Annotated in this window: 13 protein-coding genes; 4 read left to right on the top strand and 9 right to left on the bottom strand. The window is 55.2% G+C overall.

Going from position 1 to position 21,743, the window contains the following annotated elements:
- Window positions 1-54: 54 nt before the first annotated feature.
- Together R3C20_22060 and R3C20_22055 are read right to left on the bottom strand one after the other, a co-directional pair.
- Complete coding sequence (locus tag R3C20_22060) at window positions 55-990, bottom strand: alpha/beta hydrolase (GenBank protein ID MEZ6043191.1); 936 nt, start codon at window positions 988-990, stop codon at window positions 55-57.
- On the bottom strand, window positions 980-2,821 hold the full coding sequence (locus tag R3C20_22055) for a c-type cytochrome domain-containing protein (protein ID MEZ6043190.1): 1,842 nt from the start codon (window positions 2,819-2,821) through the stop codon (window positions 980-982). Before R3C20_22055 ends, R3C20_22060 begins: the two co-directional genes overlap by 11 nt.
- Before the next feature lie 386 nt (window positions 2,822-3,207).
- On the opposite strand from R3C20_22055, the gene R3C20_22050 reads away from it, so the two are divergent.
- Window positions 3,208-5,079 carry a hypothetical protein gene (locus R3C20_22050; protein MEZ6043189.1) on the top strand — a complete coding sequence of 624 codons (1,872 nt, stop codon included), beginning with the start codon at window positions 3,208-3,210 and terminating at the stop codon, window positions 5,077-5,079.
- Between the two features lie 169 nt (window positions 5,080-5,248).
- Window positions 5,249-7,693, top strand: a complete 2,445-nt coding sequence (locus R3C20_22045; protein ID MEZ6043188.1) for a DUF1553 domain-containing protein — start codon at window positions 5,249-5,251, stop codon at window positions 7,691-7,693.
- A gap of 180 nt (window positions 7,694-7,873) precedes the next feature.
- Here R3C20_22045 and mutS read toward each other — a convergent pair whose 3' ends face one another.
- The 4 genes from mutS to R3C20_22025 form a co-directional block, all read right to left on the bottom strand.
- A complete protein-coding gene (mutS, locus tag R3C20_22040) occupies window positions 7,874-10,510 on the bottom strand; it encodes a DNA mismatch repair protein MutS (protein MEZ6043187.1) in 2,637 nt (878 codons plus the stop codon).
- Window positions 10,511-10,570: 60 nt separating this feature from the next.
- A complete protein-coding gene (locus R3C20_22035) occupies window positions 10,571-11,587 on the bottom strand; it encodes a ribose-phosphate pyrophosphokinase (GenBank protein ID MEZ6043186.1) in 1,017 nt (338 codons plus the stop codon).
- A 308-nt stretch (window positions 11,588-11,895) separates the two neighbouring features.
- Window positions 11,896-13,428 carry a hypothetical protein gene (locus R3C20_22030; protein ID MEZ6043185.1) on the bottom strand — a complete coding sequence of 511 codons (1,533 nt, stop codon included), beginning with the start codon at window positions 13,426-13,428 and terminating at the stop codon, window positions 11,896-11,898.
- A gap of 14 nt (window positions 13,429-13,442) precedes the next feature.
- Window positions 13,443-14,882, bottom strand: coding sequence for a DUF1501 domain-containing protein (locus R3C20_22025; GenBank protein MEZ6043184.1), 1,440 nt, complete (start codon window positions 14,880-14,882; stop codon window positions 13,443-13,445).
- A gap of 519 nt (window positions 14,883-15,401) precedes the next feature.
- On the opposite strand from R3C20_22025, the gene R3C20_22020 reads away from it, so the two are divergent.
- Window positions 15,402-17,288 (top strand): SLC13 family permease, encoded by a 1,887-nt coding sequence (locus R3C20_22020; protein ID MEZ6043183.1) that lies wholly within the window; start codon window positions 15,402-15,404, stop codon window positions 17,286-17,288.
- A gap of 54 nt (window positions 17,289-17,342) precedes the next feature.
- Here R3C20_22020 and R3C20_22015 read toward each other — a convergent pair whose 3' ends face one another.
- Genes R3C20_22015 through R3C20_22005 form a run of 3 tightly spaced genes read right to left on the bottom strand, consistent with a single transcriptional unit; the run spans window position 17,343 to window position 20,501 of the window.
- Window positions 17,343-18,503 carry a type III polyketide synthase gene (locus tag R3C20_22015; GenBank protein ID MEZ6043182.1) on the bottom strand — a complete coding sequence of 387 codons (1,161 nt, stop codon included), beginning with the start codon at window positions 18,501-18,503 and terminating at the stop codon, window positions 17,343-17,345.
- Window positions 18,500-19,777: an FAD-dependent monooxygenase gene (locus R3C20_22010; GenBank protein ID MEZ6043181.1), complete on the bottom strand. Its 1,278-nt coding sequence runs from the start codon at window positions 19,775-19,777 to the stop codon at window positions 18,500-18,502. The genes R3C20_22015 and R3C20_22010 overlap by 4 nt, the downstream gene beginning before the upstream one ends.
- Entirely contained in the window at window positions 19,767-20,501 is a 735-nt protein-coding gene (locus tag R3C20_22005) for a methyltransferase domain-containing protein (GenBank protein MEZ6043180.1), read from the bottom strand. The genes R3C20_22010 and R3C20_22005 overlap by 11 nt, the downstream gene beginning before the upstream one ends.
- A 428-nt stretch (window positions 20,502-20,929) precedes the next feature.
- Between R3C20_22005 and R3C20_22000 the strand changes: the two genes are divergently transcribed.
- Window positions 20,930-21,727 carry a YceI family protein gene (locus R3C20_22000; protein ID MEZ6043179.1) on the top strand — a complete coding sequence of 266 codons (798 nt, stop codon included), beginning with the start codon at window positions 20,930-20,932 and terminating at the stop codon, window positions 21,725-21,727.
- Window positions 21,728-21,743 lie beyond the last annotated feature (16 nt).

Below are 21,743 nucleotides of genomic sequence, written 5' to 3'. Positions count from 1 at the left end.
TTGCTGTTCATGCACAACCAATTCCAGGTTTCTGGAACAGTTCCTACGTCAAGGTCAGCGGGACGCGTGCTGTCGAATGAACTTCAGCAGCAGTGGGTGAGAGGGCTCGGCCATTCCACCGTGATCGTACCCTTCCAGCTCAAACAATTCAGTTTTCGCATGCCCGGCTTCCTTCATCATCCTCCAAAGATAAGCGTTTTCTTCATACCGCCCCAGCATCTCCATGTCTCGATCCCCCGTGATCAGCAACAGCGGCGGCGCATCGTCCCTGACATGAAACAGGGGGGCATACCGGTCGACCAGCGGCTGGGTCCTGCTCAGCCCCATCTCACTTCGAATGGTAAAGTGAGTGATGGTGTGACCGCTGTACGGAATTAACCCGGCAATATCATCAGCATCCACGCCCTCCGCCTGCAGCCACGACTTATCCAGCCCAATCATGCTGGTCAGGTAGCCGCCTGCAGAATGCCCACTGACAAAGATCCTGGCTCGGGAGCCCCCGAATCGCTCAATATTACGGAAGGTCCATGCAACGGCCGCTGCGGCATCTTCCAGATAGGCCGGAGCCCGAACATGGGGGCTCAATCGATAGTTGACGGCGACAACCGCAATCCCTTTTTCTTTTAACCCCGGCGGTATCGACTTTTCTCCGGCACTGATTCCGCCGCCGTGAAACCACACCACGGTGGAAAACTGAGTCTTGTTTCGGGGGTAGTACACGTCCAGCCGGCAACGTTCCCTCATGTAGTCGGTCAGCTCATCGCCCGATCGATACGGGACATTCTCTTCCAGGGAATACTCCGAACTTTGACCACAGACCACAGGCACGAACAGAAGGTGCCAAAGCAACGCCACGACAATCCGATTCATTTTCTGCACCTTCAATTCAACACCTTCAACACCAGTAGAGTCGTGTTTACCACTCAACCGAACCATCAGGCTCGGTGAGAACTGCTGATCTGTCTGGCGGGCAGCGTTTTCAACGGCCATTTTTCATGAATGCCTGCCCCAGATTCGCAGCCGATGTTCCATAAGCCTGCTGGATCGCCTGGCCAACATTCGGATTTGTGCTGAGCGAGCCGATCAGTTGCTGAATCTTTCCGACACCTCCGTTCGAAATCAAAAACCGGACCAGCAGATAACCAACGGGGCCCACTTCATCCGGAGCGAACGTATTGTTTTCGAAGATTCTGCTGGCGTCTGTGATGGTCGATAAAGCCTGAATCGCGCGGCCTGGCAGCGCCTTTGCAAACTCAGAACCGGGCGCCATGCCGGATTCCATCATCCCAAAACCCTGTCGCAGCCAGTCCGGAAGACTTGCACCACTACGATTCAGATAGGCTTCGCTGAGCAGTGAATTCAGCAATTGCTGTGCAGACATGGAATTTGCGGATTCAGTATCGCCCACGTCATGCATCGCAACATACATCGTTTCGAAGCGAGGCGTCAGGAATGCGTGTCCCGAAATACTTTTGGGCGTCCTTCTGCCATCCATTAAGACAGTATTGAATTCTTCGTAGTCGAAACGATCCTTCGTGACAAATACGATCAACCGTCCACGCCATGGCTGACTACCGGACGGAAGCTTGTATTTCTCCATCAGGCCAGCCAGGTGCGATTCGCCCCATTCGCCGAACTGCTTCAATCGAGCGTCCGTGACGTTACCATGAACGACAAGATTATCAGTTGTATGAGTCACGCCTTCGGCTCTTGGTGAAACCTGCTTCCAAATGCTGGCAGCCTGATCGATTCTGCGTTTGCTGAAGTCTTCGTCGGACATCGCAGCCAGACGGGCCGCTTCGATTTCTGCATCGGTGGGCACCAGACTTCGCAATGGTGCTTTCGGATCCCGACCATCGAAATGGGCACCTTCACGGATCCACTTTTCCAGCGCCAGAGCCTGCGACTGCTTGATTCGGGCCTGGCCCGCCGGCATCTTCAATGGGTCCTGTCGAAGGACAAGATCGACAATGTAACTCTCGTCCGGATTGCCAGGGACAATCGTGCTGCCGGTGTCGCCATCCGAAAGTAACTGTTCGAATGTGGTCACGTTGTAACCGCCCCGAGGGTTGTTTCCTGAATGACAGCCCAGACAGATTGTGACCAGGAACGGGGCAACATCCTTCATAAAGGATACGGTTTCGGATCCATCGGCCATGACAACTTTAACAGGTGGCTTTTTCGGAGTTGTGGATTCGCCAATCATGGCGTCCTTGTCTTCGCCATCAAATTCCGCACCCTGCTCAATCCACCGGCCGATCAAGCTGATGTCTTCGTCTGACAGTTTCGCCGCGTTCCTGGGCATTCGTTGCCGCATATCCGGCGTCATGATTTTAGCCATAATCAAACTATTCAGTGGACGCCCGGGAATTGCCAGGGGACCACTTCGGCTTCCGCGCGTCATATTTGTATAGGTATCCAGACGCAGCATGCCTCCAGCACTATCGGCGTCGTGGCAACTCACACAATTGTCCTTCAATATCGGGGCCACCTGCTGTTCGAAACTCACCGGAATCAGGAGCTTCGACCGCTCCAAAGTGCTTTTGAGCGCTGTGAAGCTCCGGTCCTTTTCGTCGTCGCTGATCGCCAATTCGGCGAGTCGATCTTCGACTTTCCGAATCAAGGCCTTGGCTTCATCCACTTCTTTTTTTCGCACCAGCGTCGTCACGGATCGCAGGTCCTTCTGCAGACTGGCCAGTTCCTTCCGGACTTCAGGTGGCAATGCTGCAGACACAGTCGGGCCACTAAGAACCGCCGGGCCACTAAAAATAAGCGTGCAGCAGAACACCAGAATTAATGCGAACGCAAAGACAGTCTTCATCGATCTCACCCTGCGAAATCCCTCCGAGCCGGTCGCTGCCAAATCACACCACAAAGCTCAGGACGGGCCATCAAGGGAAACAGCCCGGCGGCTCAGGCAGCAGTTCTTCTCGGTCTGAAATCTGATCTGACAGGGGCAAATCCCCTGCCGCTGTTTTAAGAATGACCGTTTTGCGCCCAGTTGTCAAAACCGTCCTTCCTATGGTTTCGTCATTCTCCGGGGACTGTGGTTTGATCCCGTTCGAATGTGACGAATGCCCGAATCAAAACAGCCGGCAACTCCCTCAGAAGGGGCTTTCGCTTTGACGAAGCCGCTGTCAGCTGCGTAGACTGGCACTCTTCCTACGCGCCCACCCCAGCCATTTGTTCTTCGAAAACCTGCCTTCCATGGCTGAACTCACTAACAATCCTCGTCTTGCTGCCACCATTCGCACCTGCATTTGGTTGTCGGTCCTTGCCGTCTCCGTTTTCCCCGGCATCGATGCACGATCGCAGGAACCGACGATTGACCGGATTGAGTATTCGTCTCTCCAGCCCGGAAGCCACTCGACATTGGCGGTTTACGGAAAAGGCCTGAAGAACGTTCGCCGACTGTGGCTACCCTTCGGAGTCATGTCCCCGACAGCAGGGCACGACCAAAATGTGGACAATCTGGTGGTTTTTGAAGGCGATGTCCCGAAAGACGTTGAACCGGATGTTTATTCGGCACGGGTTATCACCGACCAGGGTTCGTCAGCTTCGCAGCTTCTGGTGGTTGATGTCCTTCCCGGAGTTCAACTGGCAGCGGAGTCTGAAGTTTCCACCACTCCACAATTGATTCCGGAGTCCGCGTTTGTGGTCGGGCAGCTGAATCCGGTCAAGTCACGTTTCTTCAGGATCCCGCTGCAACAGGGCCAGGGGCTGTCGCTGGAAGTGCTGGCCAGACGGCTTGGATCGGACCTGGATCCCGTCCTGCGAATCACAGATCCACAAGGGAGAGAAGTGGGATTCTCTGACGATGTCCCCGGTTTACAGGGAGACGCTGCCCTTCGCTTTGAGGCGCCGGCATCGGGGGAATACAACATCGAACTTCGTGATGTCAAATACACGGGAGGCGGGAGGCACTTCTTCCATCTTCGCATCGGTGATTTTCCATTGAAGTCCATCGATGCCCGCATGCACCCCTGGCAGCAGTCCGAAGCTGCCAACGACGCCGAACCCAACAACAATCAGGAGTCGGCCTCGCTGGTGTCCGCTGAGACTCAGTTCATCACCGGCTCACTTCAGGAACCGGGAGATATTGACTGGTATCGCATTCAGGCCACTGACGCATCGCCACTCTGCGTCACGTCATCCACGCGTGACATTGGCAGCGCAGCAGACCTGGTATTGCAGTTGTGGTCGTCCGATGGAAAGAAGCTGGCAGAGGCAGACGACAACGGTCCGCTGGATGCCCAGCTGATCACGTCGCTTCCGGCAGCTGGTGAGTATCTGCTTCTGGTGAAGGAGCTGGCCGGGCGGGGTGGACCTGAATGGACGTACGAACTGCAGCTGAACCGAGGCGAAGGTCGAATTGAGCTGACCATCCCTTCAGACCGAATGAATGTCCCGCGGGGAGGCAGCCTTTCGCTGGCAGCGACGGTCAAACGAATTCACTTTGACGGACCACTGGTCCTGGAGCCCGTGAATTTACCAGATGCCCTGGTGATGATGCCGATCTTCCTGGGTCCAAAGCAATCCGTGGTCCCCATCACACTGACCGCGACGAATGCAGCCAGTGAAGACGTTACCACAGAATTTGGAGCTCTTCAGTTTCAGCTCACGTCGCCTGGGCGGGAAACTCCCCCGTTGGTCTTCACCCGAACGGCACCACCACCGACAAAGGCCAAAGCCGGGGAACGGTTTCAATCAATCCTGGCTCGATCCGACGTCTTTGCTGCGATCCGTCCTGCGGCTCAGTTTTCCATCACGCCGGATCCTGCAGTCGTCACACTCAAGCGAGGAGAATCCTCGACAGTTGCATTGAAAGCCGTACGAAACAATGACTGGAAAATGGAGATAGAAATCGCCCTCGCAGCGCCAGCAGATCAATTGTTGCCAGGTCTCACTGTGCCGAACATCAAGTTCGAAAATGAGAAGTCCGAAGCCATACTGACGGTCACTGCGGCCGCTGACGCCGCCGTTGGCAAGTGCTCCGTCTTCGTGCAGGGAACAGCCAGGAAAGACAAGGAAACAGCCACCTACCCTCTTCCACCGATTACGGTGGAAATCGTTGAATAGAAGACCCATTGTAAAGCGTCACGGTTACGGGATTCGTGAGAATCTCGTGTCTCTGGAGAAGTCGAAAGAGTCTTTGCAAACTTGTCACAGACTTGTGCCAACAGCTCCGAAACGACGACTCGCCTGTTGCTCGCCGAAAAGCGAACAAATCGTAATCCGAGGTTCCATCATGATGACGACCGTTTTCAAATCTCGATGCGTCGCAATCGTTTGCCTGAGCATCACTTCGGCATTCGCTGCTGCCGAAGACGCCCCAACTGCTGACAGTGTGCAACTTCAACCAGCAGAATTCGTACTGCAGGGGCCGCGTGCAACCCAACAACTGATGGTGACCGCCAACCCGGACACCCTGACCATTCGCGACATGACTCACGAAGTCACCATCGAATCGGATAACCCGGCCGTTGTCACTGTTGACCATGGAATCGCGAAAGCGACGGGCAACGGAACCGCCACCATCAAAGCCGTCGTCGATGGTAAAGAGTCTTCCGCAACCGTGACTGTGACTGGCTTTGAACAATCGAGCCCTGTTCTGTTTCACACGGAAGTTCTCGCTGCGCTGACAAAGTCTGGTTGCAACATGGGAGCTTGCCATGGTTCACCGTCTGGAAAAGGCGGTTTTCGCCTGTCGCTGCGTGGGTACGATCCGGAACTGGATCTGGTCACTCTTCGCGGTGAGTTCTTCAATCGTCGTTCCAATGTGCTTCAACCGGATGAAAGTCTGTTGCTGAGAAAGCCGCTGATGGAAGTCGCGCATGGTGGTGGTCGTCGACTCGACGCTAACGATGCCAGCCACGTTGTCCTGCGGCAATGGATTGCGGAAGGAATGCGAACCGAACCAGAAGGAACTCCGACGCTGGATCGCATCGAACTGCTGCCATCGCCTCGCGTTTTGCGGGATGGGGCAGACCGCCAGCAACTGGTCGTAAACGGCTACTACAGCGATGGCACCATCCGCGACGTGACTGCCCTGACCGCTTTCGATTCTTCTGACGAAAACATTGCTACGATTTCGGCTGCCGGAGTCGTTCGGCGAGAAGGGCGCGGTGAAGCAACTATTCTGGCCCGGTACCTGGATCGCATGTCGACCACCATGATTACATTCCTGACCGACCGACCGGATTTTCAGTGGCCCAACCCATCACCAAACAATCGGATCGACGAGCTCGTCTTTGGAAAACTGCAGCAACTTCAGATTCAGCCCTCCGAATTATGCAGTGATACAGACTACCTTCGACGGGCCACACTGGACCTTGCCGGACGCCTGCCGAACACAAATGAAACTCTGCAGTTCATTTCGGATGCATCCCCGGACAAGCGAGCACAACTGGTCGAGCGTCTGCTGGCAAGCGACGACTACGCTCGCTTCTGGTCCATGAAATGGGCCGACCTTCTTCGCAGCAACAGCCGCAAGATGTCCGCGACCGGCGTTCATAAGTTCCGACGGTGGTTATTTGATGTGGTCAATCAGGATACCCCGCTGGATCAGTTCACGCGAGAACTCCTGACCGCCACCGGAAGCACCCAAGCCAACCCCGCTGCCTATTACTGGAAGGCCAGCCGTGACGAAATCGATGCGACAGAGACAACTGCCCAGCTGTTTATGGGCGTTCGTATCCAGTGTGCCAAGTGTCACAATCATCCTTTCGAAAAATGGACACAGGACGACTATTACGGCCTGGCAGCAGCGTTCAAACGAGTTGGACGAAAAGAAACCGGACTACCGGATGATGAATTCATCTTCGTGAGCGGAGGTGGTGAGGTGACTCAGCCACGGACCGGCCAGGTCATGAAGACGCGACTTCTACTGGAAGGCGACGTTGATGTTCCTGCTGATCAGGATCGTCGAGTCATCTTTGCCAACTGGTTAACCGGCCCGAAGAATCCCTTCTTCGCAAAATCCGTTGCCAATCGCATCTGGGGACACGTCGTTGGCAGGGGAATTGTTGATCCCGTCGATGATTTCCGCGATTCTAATCCACCTTCCAACCCGGAACTGCTGAACTATCTTGCCGACGAACTTGTCAAGAGCGGGTTCTCCGCAAAGCACCTGATTCGCACAATCATGGCAAGCCGCGTCTACCAGCTCAGTTCCCGGCGAAATCAGTTCAATGAAGACGACGAAATTTATTTCAGCCATGCAACAACACGGATGTTAACCGCAGAACAACTGCTCGATGCAATTTGCACCGTCACCGGCCTTCAGGAAGAATTCCCGGGAATGCCGGCAGGCACATGTGCTGTCGATCTGGTTGACCCGCCGGAAGGCCATAAGTTTCTTCAGGTCTTCGGGCAGCCACAACGCGAACTACCCTGTGAATGCGAACGCAGTACGGACAGCAACCTCAGCCAGGCTCTCCAGCTGATCAATGGGCCAACTGTCCATAACAAACTCCGATCCGATGCCGGGGTTGTCCATCAAATGATCACGGCAGGAAAATCGGACGCGGAGATCATCAACTCTCTCTACCTGGCTGCACTCAGTCGAGAAGCTTCTCCGCGCGAACAGGAAATTGCCGCAGCCCACATTGCCGCCAATGACGACCGCACCCGCGCTCTGGAAGACATTGCATGGGCCATCATCAACAGCAAGGAATTCCTTTTCCAGCACTGATTCCCAACAGACAATTCCTGCGATGGTCTCCAACACTGGGCGGTCGGTCCACATTACGGATACGTTCGGTGGTGATGATCTGGATCTGCCTGAGGATGCATCAACTGCGATTTGCTGGTGCAACTCGCCGAATCCCACTGGCACGTCCAGTGTACCTTGGGGTGTGGGTGTTCTTTCCTGTTACTCGCTGCGTTGCCTGAGTTGTTGGCGCAGTCTCGCCAACTCCTGAAGCGCCTGGATCGGAGTGAGATTATCGACTTCAAGCTGTCGAATCTCATCCAGAATAGGATCTTCCGGCATGTCGAACAGGCTGCGCTGTCGACTTCTTTGGCGCCGAGTTTCTCGCGGAGGCACTTTGGGGCGACCATCGCTGTTCAGGTGATCGCTCTCCAGTGTATCAAGAATTGTCGTCGCACGTTCTGTGACAAAGCGCGGGACTCCGGCAATCTTCGCCACGTGGATTCCATAACTTCGCCCCGCAGCGCCTTCGACAATTCGATGCAGAAAAATGACATCGTCGTTGTTTTCCTGAACAGCCACATTCCAGTTGGATGCATGTTTCAGGGTTTGTGTAAGCTCCGTCAGCTCGTGATAGTGGGTTGCAAACAGTGTGCGACACTGAAGTTCATCGTGCAGGTATTCGGTGATGGCCCAGGCAAGCGATATGCCGTCGTAGGTACTGGTCCCCCGGCCAATTTCATCCAGAATCACCAGGCTTCGGCACGATGCGGCGTTCAGAATGCGAGCGGTCTCCGTCATTTCTACCATGAATGTACTCTGGCCTTTGCCGAGTTCATCACTGGCACCAACCCGAGCGAAGACGCGATCTGCAATTCCCAGCCGCGCTTCGCTGGCGGGCACAAATGAGCCCATTTGAGCCATAATTGTGATCAATGCCGCCTGACGAATGTATGTACTTTTCCCGGCCATATTCGGACCGGTGATAATCTGTACGCGACCGGCAACCGGCTTTTCCGGTTCACTGCCTTCAATGCCCAGTCGGATGTCATTCGGGACAAACTGCCCGGCCGGCATCAGGCGATCCAGAACCGGATGGCGACCTTCACGGATATCCGCAACCGGTTCCACCGTCAGTTCGGGGCGGCAATATCCCGCCACAGCCGCAAGGTGCGACAGCGATCCGAAGACATCGATTTCTGCCAGAACTTCTGCAGTTCGAAGCAGCAACGGCACGAAATGAGCCACCTTCTCACGCAATTCTGCGAACAGTTCCTGTTCCAGTGCTTTGCTTTGATCTTCCGCTCGCAGCACCTTGTCTTCGTACTCTTTCAACTCAGGAGTGATGTAACGTTCCTGATTCTTCAGCGTCTGCTTGCGGATGTAATCTTCCGGAACTTTGTCTCGATGCGAACCCGTGACTTCCAGGTAATACCCGAACACCTTGTTGAATCCGATCTTGAGATTCGGGATTCCGGTTCGCGTACTCTCTTTGGCCTGGTAGTTGGCAATCCACTGCTTGCCTCCGCGAGCAAGATCGCGAAGTTCATCCAGTTGCGAATGGAAGCCAGGCCGGATCACTCCCCCATCCGTCACCGTGTTCGGCGGTTCGTCGACCAGCATGTCACGGATGGCTGTCCTTGCTTCCGGACAGAGTTCGATTCGTTGCTCCAGCGTTTGTAAACGTCGTGACCTGCGTTCGGCAAGACGCGCCCGTAAGCGCGGCAATTGCTCAAGTGTGGTAGCAAGGCACACAAGGTCGCGAGGACTGCATCGCCCCGTTGCAACGCGTGATGTCAGACGCTGCAGGTCATAGATTTCTTTAAGCGATGCACGCAACTGATCGCGCAGATTCATATCACCAATCAGCTCTTCAACTGCATCCAGCCGCTGAGTGATGTGTTCGAGATCCGTCAGCGGGCTCGACAGCCATTCTGCCATCAATCGCGCGCCCATCGGTGTCTGAGTTTGATCCAGAACACCAAGCAACGTGTTTTCGCGGCGACCATCCCGCATCGTGTGCGTCAATTCCAGACTGCGGCGAGTGGCTTCGTCGATAATCATGTGGCGACTGCGGCGAAACACCTCGATCCGCTCGATGTGTGGCAATGCCGTCCGTTGCGTATCCCGGACGTATTCCAGTAATGCTCCCGCCGCTGTGACTGCCGGAGAAAACATCTCGATGTCGAAGCCTTCCAGCGTGGCGGTTTCGAAGTGTTCATTCAGCAGGCGGCGAGTTTCTTCTTTTGAAAAACACCAGGCCGGGCGCGGCGTCAGAACAGGACCGCCAAGATCCGGGCGAGTCAGCGAGAGCGACCGCTCTTCAACAGCACTTTCCGGGATCAGGCACTCCGCTGGCTGAATACGCGCCAACTCATCGTGTAATAACGCGGGTTCAATTTCCGAAACCAGAAAGCGGCCTGTTGAAAGTTCAAGCCAGGCGAGACCAATGGTCGTCTTCGACGGAGCAATGCATGCAATAAAATTGCTCTCGCGCGGATCCAGTAACTGGTCGTCCGTCAGTGTCCCGGGAGTCACAACGCGCGTCACTTCGCGGCGGACCAGACCTTTTGCCTTTTTCGGGTCCTCAACCTGATCGCAAATAGCGGCCCGAAAGCCGGCGTGAATCAACTTCTGCAGATAGGCATCCAGTTGATGATAAGGGAAACCCGCCATCGGCACCGGATTCTCGGAAGACTTATCCCGACTGGTCAGCGTTAGTCCCAGCACTCGTGCAGCATTCTGAGCGTCCTCGTAAAACAGCTCATAAAAATCACCCATGCGAAACAACAGCATGGCACCGGGATTCTCCCGCTTGACCTCCATGTACCGTTCCATCATCGGAGAAAGCTTGGCCATAACAGAAGATCACATGTAAACAAATGCCAGTGGGAGGGGAGAACGTCCTGCAACACGCCGTTAGCTGGTTCCATCCGGAAACAGCATGCTGACGCTTGTTCGATCGTGAATCGATCGAATCGCCTGCGCGAACAGCGGTGCGACACTGATAATTTCAATGCGATCGCCAAGTGGCTCGTCGCTGGGCTCGATCGTGTCCGTCATGAACAGCTTTCGAATTTCACTGGCCTCAATGCGGGCAACCGCTCCTTTCGAAAGCACTCCGTGTGAAACGGCAGCGTAAATGTCTTTCGCCCCCCGTGCTTTCAGGACGCCCGCCATACTGCAGAGCGAGCCGCCTGTGATGGTAAAATCATCCACCATCAGCACATTGCGTCCTTCGACCGAACCGATTACTTCCAGCACTTCCGCTCGTTCACTGTGATCCTTGCGTTCTTTGTTGCCAATGACAACCGGCACACCCAGAATCTTCGCATAGGCCGACGCAGATTTTGCAAAGCCAACATCAGGGCTGCAGACGACAAGGTTATCGATGCCCAGCGTTTGCACATGTTCACAGATCACAGCGCGAGCGTACAAGTGATCAACAGGCACGCTAAAGAATCCCTGAATCTGCGGACTGTGTAAATCCATGGTGAGCACCCGATCCGCTCCGGCAGCTTCAAGTGCATCGGCACAAACACGAGCGCGGATCGACACACGTGGCTCGTCTTTCTTATCCCCCTTCGCATAGCTGAAATACGGAATGACCGCGGTAATGTGCTGCGCGCTGGCCCGCTTGAGCGCGTCGATCCAGAACAGCAGCTCTACAAAGTTATCATTGACAGGTCGATGTACACCCTGGATGACAAAGGTATCTCGCCCACGCACGTTTTCGAGAATTCGAACGAAGACGTTTCCTTCACTGAAAATCTGGGCTTCACACGGCACGAGTTTGACGCCCAGTTCTTCCGCAATTTTCCCGGCGAAGACTGGGTTCCCGGAACCCGGCAGAATTGCCAAATCACCCTGAGGAGCCTGAAAATGCTGGAGGCGTGGGCCAGGGCGGTTGCCAGCAGAGGCAGAGTCAGAATTCATGAACGAGTAAGATCCTTTGGCCCGTCCACTGTAACTCCGGGCCGTTTCGGGCGGCAGAAAGCTCGAAAACTGCGACCCGCGAGATCTTACCGTCGCTCGTTCTTAACTCAACCGACGTTGTCCGCAGACTGCCACGAAGGCCGGAGTTTGGTGAACTGAGACTCTGTTCGTCCCACCCACACACGCCCGGAATTCAAAATGGTGCGTTCTTTGAGCCGCAGGCAACAGGCTAAATCCGAAGGCCCGATTTCGATGCCTGAACATCCGGCGGGACATCCCTCGGGAAGCGAACGTTCCCGGCGGATGGACTATGTCTGACAGACCAATGTTGACGGCCCCCTGAACAGGTTGAAGCAGGCCGTTACTGTTTCACCATGCTGGTGGTACGTTCCAGCCCTCAGATTCAGGAGGCCACTGACAGGCTGAAGTTCGACATTCGAATCGTCCGTCCGAACTATCAGTCGGCCAACCGTTGATGCCGCGTCCCTCTTCCACTGAACGGTAAAATCCGGGCAGGAAAAAGGAGCACGAAACTGAAGGGTCGATCCGGCGGTGATGTTCTCTTCCTGCTGAAAGTGAATCGCGGTGAGTTCTTTGGCTGCCCAGTAGCGTGAAATCTCGCTGAGCTTCATCCAAAGCAGGTGGTCGTATCGAGCATGCATCCGTTCGACCACGGTCCTGAACACGTTGAATCCGTGCTCCGTTCCGTTGAAATAAATGCCGGGCCAATGGCAGACCATGATCGCCGGTTCGCCACGATCGATGACTTCCACCATACGGCCGGTCTGCAAGTCCTCAGTGATGAATCTGTCGGGGTCGCCCGCTTCGTCGCCATCCCAGCCTCCGAACCAGTCACCCGTGCAGCCGATGACCGAAACAACACACTCCGGTCTCTCCGAATTCAACCCGGCTGCATACTCAACGCGAGGTACAACACTCTGTTCGCCCGTGTAGAGAAACTTGAAATAGTGCGGAATCTCTGCACGAAAGACTTCGCGAACAGAACGTAATGTTGCCTGCGACAACTCGGAAACCACACGACCAGCAAATCCACCAGGCGTTGTTACACCTTCGCATGGCAGCCCCGCCTCTTTCAGAATATTCAGGGAATAGGCAAGGTACTCTGTCAACTGCTCCACGGACTTCCCCGTGGTCCAGCCCCAGTTCTCCATCCAGTTCTCGCCGCGATCCGGAAACGGTCGGCCTGTCCTCACGTCAATCACTCGGGTATGGGTAGCCATTTCCGGATGAATATCCCAGTTGGGCAGCATCAGCGTCCGGACAAGATCCAGGCTGGATTCGAGCTGCTTGTGAGACCAGCCGGGCAATTCACGATCCACCCATCCCACACAGGCCGGCTGAGGCACAATGCTGTATTTGCCTTTAATCTCTCGCTCCGCGCACCATTCTCCGAATTTACGAACAAAAGCGTCGGGAATTTCACGAGGCCATGTCCACCATGGCTTTTGATAGTCTTTTCGATCAGGCCACGTTTCGGCAAACTGAGGCATCGCGTAATGAGCGAGATTTACCAGGCACGTCGAGTCGTCAATGATAAAAGACACGGGAACTCGAGCACGTGGATTGATGACCGACACAGCCGCATCCTGCATCGGACGTTCTCCCGCCATCCCGTCTTCTGTAACCACGGCCGATATGGCCGACGATGATGACAGCATTCGAGGTACCCCTGAACCCGCAACAGCAAGAGCAGGCAGAGATGCAGCGGTCGTCATGGATTGAATGGCCGATTTCAGAACGCTGCGGCGAGAAACAGGTGTCATGAGAAAATGCCTGAAAGCTACGGGATAGAATTCCATGACATCAACGCTTCCGTTCATTCATTCCACTACGTCTATGTCAGAATGTCATGAATCACGCGTGCCGGTTCGACACCTGTCAACCGCATGTCCAACCCCTGATACTTCAGAGACAGTCGGTCATGCTGCAGGCCAAGCATGTACAGCATTGTCGCATGTAAATCACGCACATGTACAACATCCGAAACAGCGTTGTATCCCAATTCGTCTGTCGCCCCGTAAGAGGTCCCGCCTTTGATGCCACCACCTGCCATCCACATCGAAAACCCTTTAATGTGATGGTCCCGACCCGCTCCGCCTTTTCCCTGGAACATTGGTGTACGACCGAATTCTCCACCCCAGATAACCAGAGTGTCATCGAGCAGGCCGCGTTGTTTTAAGTCCTGAATCAAAGCCCAGGTGGGTCGATCCGTCAGGCCGCAACAGGTATTCATGTATTGGACTAATCCTCCGTGATGGTCCCAGCCGCGATGATAAAGATGAATAAACCGCACCCCGCGTTCTGCCATTCGACGGGCAAGCAAACAGTTGGATGCATACGATCCGTCTCCTGGAGTTGCCCCGTACATTTCCAGAATATGCCTCGGTTCATCTGACATATCAACCAGTTCTGGCACCGACATCTGCATCTGAAATGCCATCTCGTATGCGCTCACGCGAGTTTCCAGTTCAGGATTGGGATGGCTGCGATTGCGATGCAGGTTGAGCTCGCGAACCGTATCCAGCAGTCTTCGCTGACTTTCCATGCTGACACCCGGGGGCGTGTCAAGATAGTGCACGGGAGAACCCGTAGAATTGAACTCCACACCCTGAAAACGGCCCGGAAGAAATCCAGCAGACCATTGTCGTGATGCGATCGGCTGCGGATTTCGCCCTCCAACACTGGTCATAACAACAAACCCCGGAAGATTCTGTGCCTCACTTCCAAGTCCGTAGTTCACCCACGATCCCATAGAGGGGCGACCACTGATGGCCGTCCCGGTATTCATGAATGTGTGGGCCGGGTCGTGGTTGATTTGCTCAGTCACCAGCGACCGCAGGACGCAAATGTCATCTGCCATCTTCTGATGCCACGGCAGAAATTCACTGATCTCCAGGCCGTTCTGGCCGCACGAACGGAATCGGGTCTGAGGTCCCAGACACTTGAGTGCCTGGCCCTGCAACTGAGCGATAGGCTGGCCTGCCGTGTAGGATTCGGGCATTGGCTGACCATCCAGTTTCGCCAGTGCCGGCTTTGGGTCAAAAGTCTCCAGGTGCGACGGACCACCTGCCATACACAGAAAGATGACTCGCTTCACCCGGGCCCGAAAATGAGATCCCGATTGATGGCCGACCACAGCTGACCCGGCTGATTCGGGGGTCGCTCCTTTGCCGACGTTTGAATCTGCGGCCATCATTGCCGCCAGAGCAGCAGCTCCGGGGCTTAATCCTGCCTGGCCCAGAAACGTGCGGCGGTTCATGAAGCTGGGGAACATGATTGAATTCTCGCAATGCGGATTGATGAACTCATCCCAACCGCTGGAAACAACAGGACGAATCAGTCGTATCTTCCTGCCATCGCCAGACACGACGTAATGGCAGGTCCGGCCATCTTAACCCCAACGCCTCCCTGTGTCAGCAGGTAGAATTCCCGGTTCGAATCCCGAATTGGATACCGCCCATGAGGCCAATTCCCTTCTAATGAACACCTGTCGTACAATCTGAAACCACAAACCGGGAGACGTTCTCCGTGAATCTCCGCACTTGGAACTCTGCATTGAGGGCTTTGGCAGGCATCGTGGGGCTTCACCACGCTGGCAGCACGGGCAGGTAGTGCCTAGCTGGCGTGAAGAACAAATCCGGGTAATCCGACGTCTGAGAGAGCAGGGACTGTATTCTTACAATTGCTCACTCGAACCTGAATGTGTTCCGATGTGAATCAACCTGCTTAACACGAACGACAGCAAGAAAAAGTTTCGGGCATCCCTGACCAACAGGGAAGAAGAGAATTCATCATGGGTTGGGAAGCTTGGTTCACGCTCATTACCACACTGATGGTATTTATCGCGCTTGTACGGGACTGGGCTACGCCGGATGTTGTTTTTGTATTTGCGGCGGCCGTGCTTTCCGTAGCTGGCATCATTTCGCCGGCTGAGGTTACCAAAGGATTTGCGAACCCCGGCATGTTGACGGTCGCAGGAATGTTCATCATTTCGGCTGCTTTGCGGGAAACCGGACTTCTTGACTTTATCGGTCAGCGAGTACTGGGCAGCGTTCGTTCACAGCGCCGCGCGATCGCGCGTCTGTCTTTCCTGATTGTGCCGCTGTCCGGGTTTCTGAACAACACCCCCATCGTTGCGATGATGATGCCCATCGTGATCGAATGGTGTCGCCGCCGAAACATCTCTCCATCAAAACTGCTGATCCCTATTTCTTACATGGCAATCCTTGGTGGTACCTGCACTCTGATTGGCACCAGTACAAATCTGTTGATCGATGGGAAGATTCGGGACGAATATGCATTGCTGCAGGAACAGCAGCCAGATCAGATCAACTCAGACACACAGTCATCGGATTCACAACCCGCCCCTGAGTCCATTGCAGCAAAGCGATTCCGCGAAGGACTGAAACCACTGGGCTTGTTCGAGATCTCTGTGATTGGGATCCCCTATGCTTTGATTGGCATGGGATATCTGCTGCTGCTGGGAACACGCCTGCTGCCCGAGCGAAAGGAACTGCTGGAACAACTGGGCGATTCGCGTCGCGAATACCTCGTCGAAATGATGGTCCAGCCCGAATGCAGATTGATTGGGCAATCCGTCGAACAGGCCAACCTCCGTCACCTGCCAGGACTGTTTCTGATTGAGATCGATCGGGAAGGTCGCATCATCGCACCGGTGAGTCCGGAAGAAATGCTGGTCGCTGGTGACAGGCTGGTCTTTACAGGAGTCGTCTCGAGCATTGTTGAACTTGAACGGATCGGTGGCCTGTTGCCTGCGGCGGATCCTGAGTATCAGGTTTCTCCCGGTCAGCAACGCCGACGGCAACTGGTGGAAGCCGTCGTCTCCGAAACGTCGCCGCTGGTGGGCAAGACGATTCGGGAAGCGGATTTCCGGGCGACCTACAATGCAGCGGTGCTTGCCGTCCATCGAAACGCAGCTCGCCTGACAAACAAAGTGGGCGACATCGAACTGCGCCCGGGCGATACACTGCTCATGCAAACGCGTCCCCACTTCATTCGAGCGAACCGAAACAGTACGGATTTCTATCTGGTCAGCAGCGTGGAAGACTGGCGGCCACTTCGAAGCGATCGCGCCTGGATCGCGCTCAGCCTGTTTGCCATTCTTTTGATTCTGATGACGACCGGACTGGTTGACACGGCCGTTGCCGCTCTGCTGATCGCAAGCGCGGTTGTAGTGACCGGCTGTCTTTCATCGGGCGATGCTCGACGAAGTGTCGAGTGGCAGGTACTGATCACCATTGCTGCTTCATTTGCCGTGGGCGACGCACTGCGAAATTCCGGGGCCGCTGCGGCGGTCGCTCAAACCCTGGTCAAAGCCACCGAATCATTCGGGCCCGTAGCGGCGCTCATCTGTTTCTATCTGATCGCATCCATCCTGACGGAAATGGTTTCCAACAATGCGGTCGCTTCACTGATGTTTCCACTTTGCCTGGAAACTGCCAGACTGCTGGAAGTCAGCCCGCGGCCTTTCCTGATCGCTCTGATGTTTGCGGCGTCTGCCAGTTTCGCAACGCCGATCGGCTATCAGACAAACATGATGGTTTACGGGCCCGGCGGTTACCGTTTCAGCGACTTCCTGCGAGTCGGACTGCCACTGAACACTCTGCTGTGGCTAACCGCCACAATCCTGATTCCGATGTTGTTCCCATTCAGCGGTTGATCTCAGCGGTTGATCTCAGTGGTTGATCTCAGTGGTTGATCTCAGTGGTTGATCTCAGTGGTTGATCAGGGCGATTTCGACGTTCAGTCCCGGACCAAATCCCATCACAACGCAGGGCATTGGCGCGGACCGACGACGCAATTCGTCAATGATAAACAGAACGGTGGGCGAACTCATGTTGCCGCATCGCTCCAGAATTCCCAGTGAAGGGGCCAGCTGCTCATCGGTCAGCCCAGCCACATCTGCAACAGCCTTCAGGATTCGCGGCCCACCTGGATGAACTGCCCAGCTTCCTACCTGCTCGATCGTCAGTTGGTGCCTGGCCAGAAAAGCGATCAGTACGGGAGCCAACTGGCGAGTAATAACATCGGGCACTTCCGGAGAAAGCGACATCTGAAACCCATGATCGGCAATGCGCCAGGTCATCATTTCCCGAGTGTCAGGGATCACGCAACAGTCATGCGCGATCACCGCGAGGGATGGCCCTGTCGCGTGTCCCCCTGATTCGGATGTCTCGTCCGACGAAGACGTATGTTTACTGTCTGCGGCACGACCCACAACGGCTGCGGCACCATCTGCAAACAGCGAATTTGCAACGATACGTTGAGGGTCCCATCCGTACTGATGGTGCAGTGTGCAAATCTCTACCGCACAAACCAGAACGACAGCATTCGGATCAGAACTGGCAAACGCCGCGGCCACACGAAGGCCATTCAACGCTCCATGGCATCCCATGAAGCCAACATGTGTACGCGCAGTGCGCGGCGACAAACCAAGCGAATCGATGAGCGATAAATCAAAACCTGGCGCCGAAAATCCACTGCACGAAACCGTGACCAGGTGGGTTACCTGATCTGCACGAACGCCGCTTTCTTCCATCGCACGCGATGCTGCATCGTGGGCCAGGAGTGGAGATTCGGTTTCGTACCGCAACATACGTGCCGCGGTCCCCGGCCCCAGGTCCTGTTCCGTGTCTGACGGCCAGTAAAAATCCTGGGTCGCAGCGGTGCCGTTTGTGGACGAATTCAAAACGACGCTGTGTCGCGTCTTTACACCCGAGCGACGGTACAACGCCTGAACCAGAGTGGATGATCGTCGGGCCTCGCCCCCCTGACCCGCAAGGCACGTTTCCGCAAACGAAGCAGCCTCTGTCTGAACAATATGGTGGGTTGGCAGTGCGGTTCCGAGACCAAGAATCCGGAAGGGTCTGTTCATGATTGCTCCAGCATGGCAGGCATGCGGTTCATTCTCTTGACAAGTGACTGAGCGGCAAACGGAAATAACTGGCACAGCGTCATCATCGGGTGCAGAAGCCATTTTCGACGCAGGTTGTTCGAAAGTGAGCGGCATAGGCTCTGGGAACGCCCGACGGACGCAGAGAAGATGGTGTTCCACCGTTGTTCAGATTGAGGGGTCCAGCCAAATGCAACGACGTCTGCAATGACCGGCTGGACCGCTGATGCGGCTGTAAGTGCCCACGCCATCCCTTCGCCCGTAAACGGTTCGACATAGCCTGTACTGTCACCGAGCAAAAAAACACGATCCGCAGAAAGACGCGGACTGCTTCGTGTTAAAGGCGGAGTCCCTTTGACCCAGATGCCATCGCATGCAGCATGGCTCGCCGCGTTCTCCCGACTTCTAATCAGCTCACTCAGTCGTTCCGGTGGGCGAACTCCGGCGCTCTTCAGGATCGCGGCAGCAGCATGCGCTATGGATGATTGCTGCCGGAGGAATTCCGCATCCATGGAGACAGCCAGATTCACCCGGCCATCGCTTCGAAAGACACTTCCTGCGTAGCCCGAACTGCAGACAGCCATCAGCAAATCTGCATTCATCAAATGCCCGTCCGCCGGCGTCGCATCACACACGATGGATGCGCCAATCCGAGATCCGCGACGGACATCCGTTCGGAATTCCGTGAGTCTGCCAAGTGAAGACTGGCTTAGCCCGTCACAGACAAGCACAACTCGTCCTCGAAGCGATGTTTCCCGGCCACAGTCCCCACCATCAGGCAAAGGGAGATGCGCCAGTTCAGTTGCAACAATACGAACGCATCGGGTGGAAATCGCCTGATCAGACTTCCCGGACGAGCCCTGTTCTTCGGGGAGCACTTCCGCAATGACTCCCTGCCTGAAGTCTACGCCAGCCTCCACTGCCAGCTTCATCAGTGCGAAGTCAAACTGTTCCCGACCGATAACAACAGAATCGTTCATCGCAAGGGTCGCTCTGCGTCCAGCAAGGCAGATCACCATATTTCGCAATGGCTTCGCATCCGATTGTTCCAGAACCTTTCCGGCTCCTGCCTGACGCAGCAACTGCGTCGCACGCCGGTTCAGACATCCGCCGCACACTTTGGGGCGGGGCATGATTTCTTTTTCAAGCAGAGCAACTCTCAGACCGCTGCGCGCTGCCAGAGCAGCGGAAAAACAACCGGCAACTCCGGCTCCAATGACGATGACATCGTACACACCGTTCGATTCATGATTCATCGCGGGAAGCTTCGTTTTGAACCGCTGCGGTGAGCAGAAACCGCTGTGGCCAGTGTGTTGAGAGTCGAACGTTACTCAAACCGGCCTTGCGAGCAAGATTCTTCGCCTCATTCCACGTGAACGCGCCCTCGACTGACATCGGCCCGTCAACATGCACCACATGGCATCGCGTAAGCAGCCGCGTTCCCAGCCACGCAAGCCAGTACCCGAACTGCGTGCGAAGCAAATCATCAACGACAACCATCCGACACGCTCCGTTCTGCATCGTTTGCAGAACTTTGACAGCATCGTCCTCGTCCAGGTGATGAAGAAACAACGTACACATGACGATATCATAGGCGCCATGATCCAGCGGTTCCGCAAGAATATTGCGTTGTGTAAATCGCAGAGATGTCAGGCCATGATGAGCGGCGTTTTCCGATGCGAACTGAATCGCCGTGGCGCTCATATCACAGCCTTCAATCTGCAGCTGCAAGCCCGTTCGACGTGACCGGCGAGCCAGCCGAATTGCCAGATCGCCTCCTCCACAGGCTACGTCCAGAATTCGCAGAGGATGCGGCTGTGATTCCGCAAGGGGTCTCAACACACTCCACAACACGGCATCCGTTCGACTGAATTTGTTGACCCGCCCAAGCCCCGCCAATGCCGCGCGATGCTGATCGTCATCCAGTTCCGGCTGATCCATCAATTCTGGCTGACGATTGCGATCGCGCAAAAAGGCCATCCGGGCGTCCTTCTGCTTCAAGCGCTAAGCGGGAAACGGTTAGCGCAATCTTTTCCATGGAGAAGAGAATGCCAAAGTGGCCAACGCTTGACCAGATACTCGGGAAAAACAAGAAGGAATCAAAGTTTCCTGAGTTCCGATTGGAATTCACATCGACGTGCGGAGGCCTTTTATAGTATCCAACGCAATGCGAAAAGGCGTGAAAACAACTGGTTGGCTGATCCGTTGACTTTGATGGCATCTTCTCAATTGTTGTTCAACGTTCGACAGACGCAGTTGTTGCACAGCCTGCGAGAGACGCAATTGAGACCAGGTGTTCCATGGGCACAATCCACAGATTGTGGCACGTCTTTCGCGTAATGCTCAGGATGTTTCAAAACCAGACATAGCTGTCGGCAACTGCCAGGATCAATTCAGGGAGGAAGACTTTGTCGATACCAGCCAGTCAATTCACAGACCTCGATTCAACAAACGTCGTGCACGACACATTCCGCCCAGTCATCAACCCATGGTTGATCGGTCTGAGCGTGATGATGTTGGCCATGACCTCACTTGTGACAGCGGTGTTCGGCAATCCCGCAGGCACAGTGGTCGTCGACCCGGCGAATCCTCAGACAACTGCCCCCGGACAGCAACCTGAAACCAGCCAGCAACCCGCAGCACAGTCCGGTGATATCGACACGGTCGCCAGTCGCGTCTATATCTTTGTTGGTAAAACAGGATTGGGGCACGATCACGGCGTCGAAGGACGAATTAAAAGCGGTTCTGTCAAACTGGATACCGATCAGAACGCGGGCTCCGTGGTATTCGATATGCGTTCGTTTGACGCAGATACGAACGCCGCCCGACGCGCAGTAGGGCTGTCCGGTTCCACAGACGCCTCGACCCGACAGCAGGTGAACGCAAATATGAAAGGTTCAGGAGTACTGGATGTTCAGCGCTTTCCGACGGCAACGTTCCAAATCGATTCATCAAAGGCATCATCACAGAAAAGTCGCCGGGGACTTCCGCAGTACGTTCTTAACGGAAAGTTTACTCTGCATGGCGTCACACGGCCACTTCAGCTGAACGCGGAACTTGAAGAGAAGGATGGCAAGCACCTGCTGCGAACTCGCTTCGCGATCCTGCAGACCCAGTATGGCATTCGCCCATTTTCAAAGGCATTCGGCGCAGTTGGTGTCACCGACCAACTGACAATTCATGGTGTCCTTTCCGTGACTCCATAGTGACAGCAGCCTCCTG

This window comes from Planctomycetaceae bacterium, from assembly GCA_041398825.1.
Lineage (GTDB): Bacteria > Planctomycetota > Planctomycetia > Planctomycetales > Planctomycetaceae > F1-80-MAGs062.
This window is presented reverse-complemented; position numbering and strand designations above follow the sequence as displayed.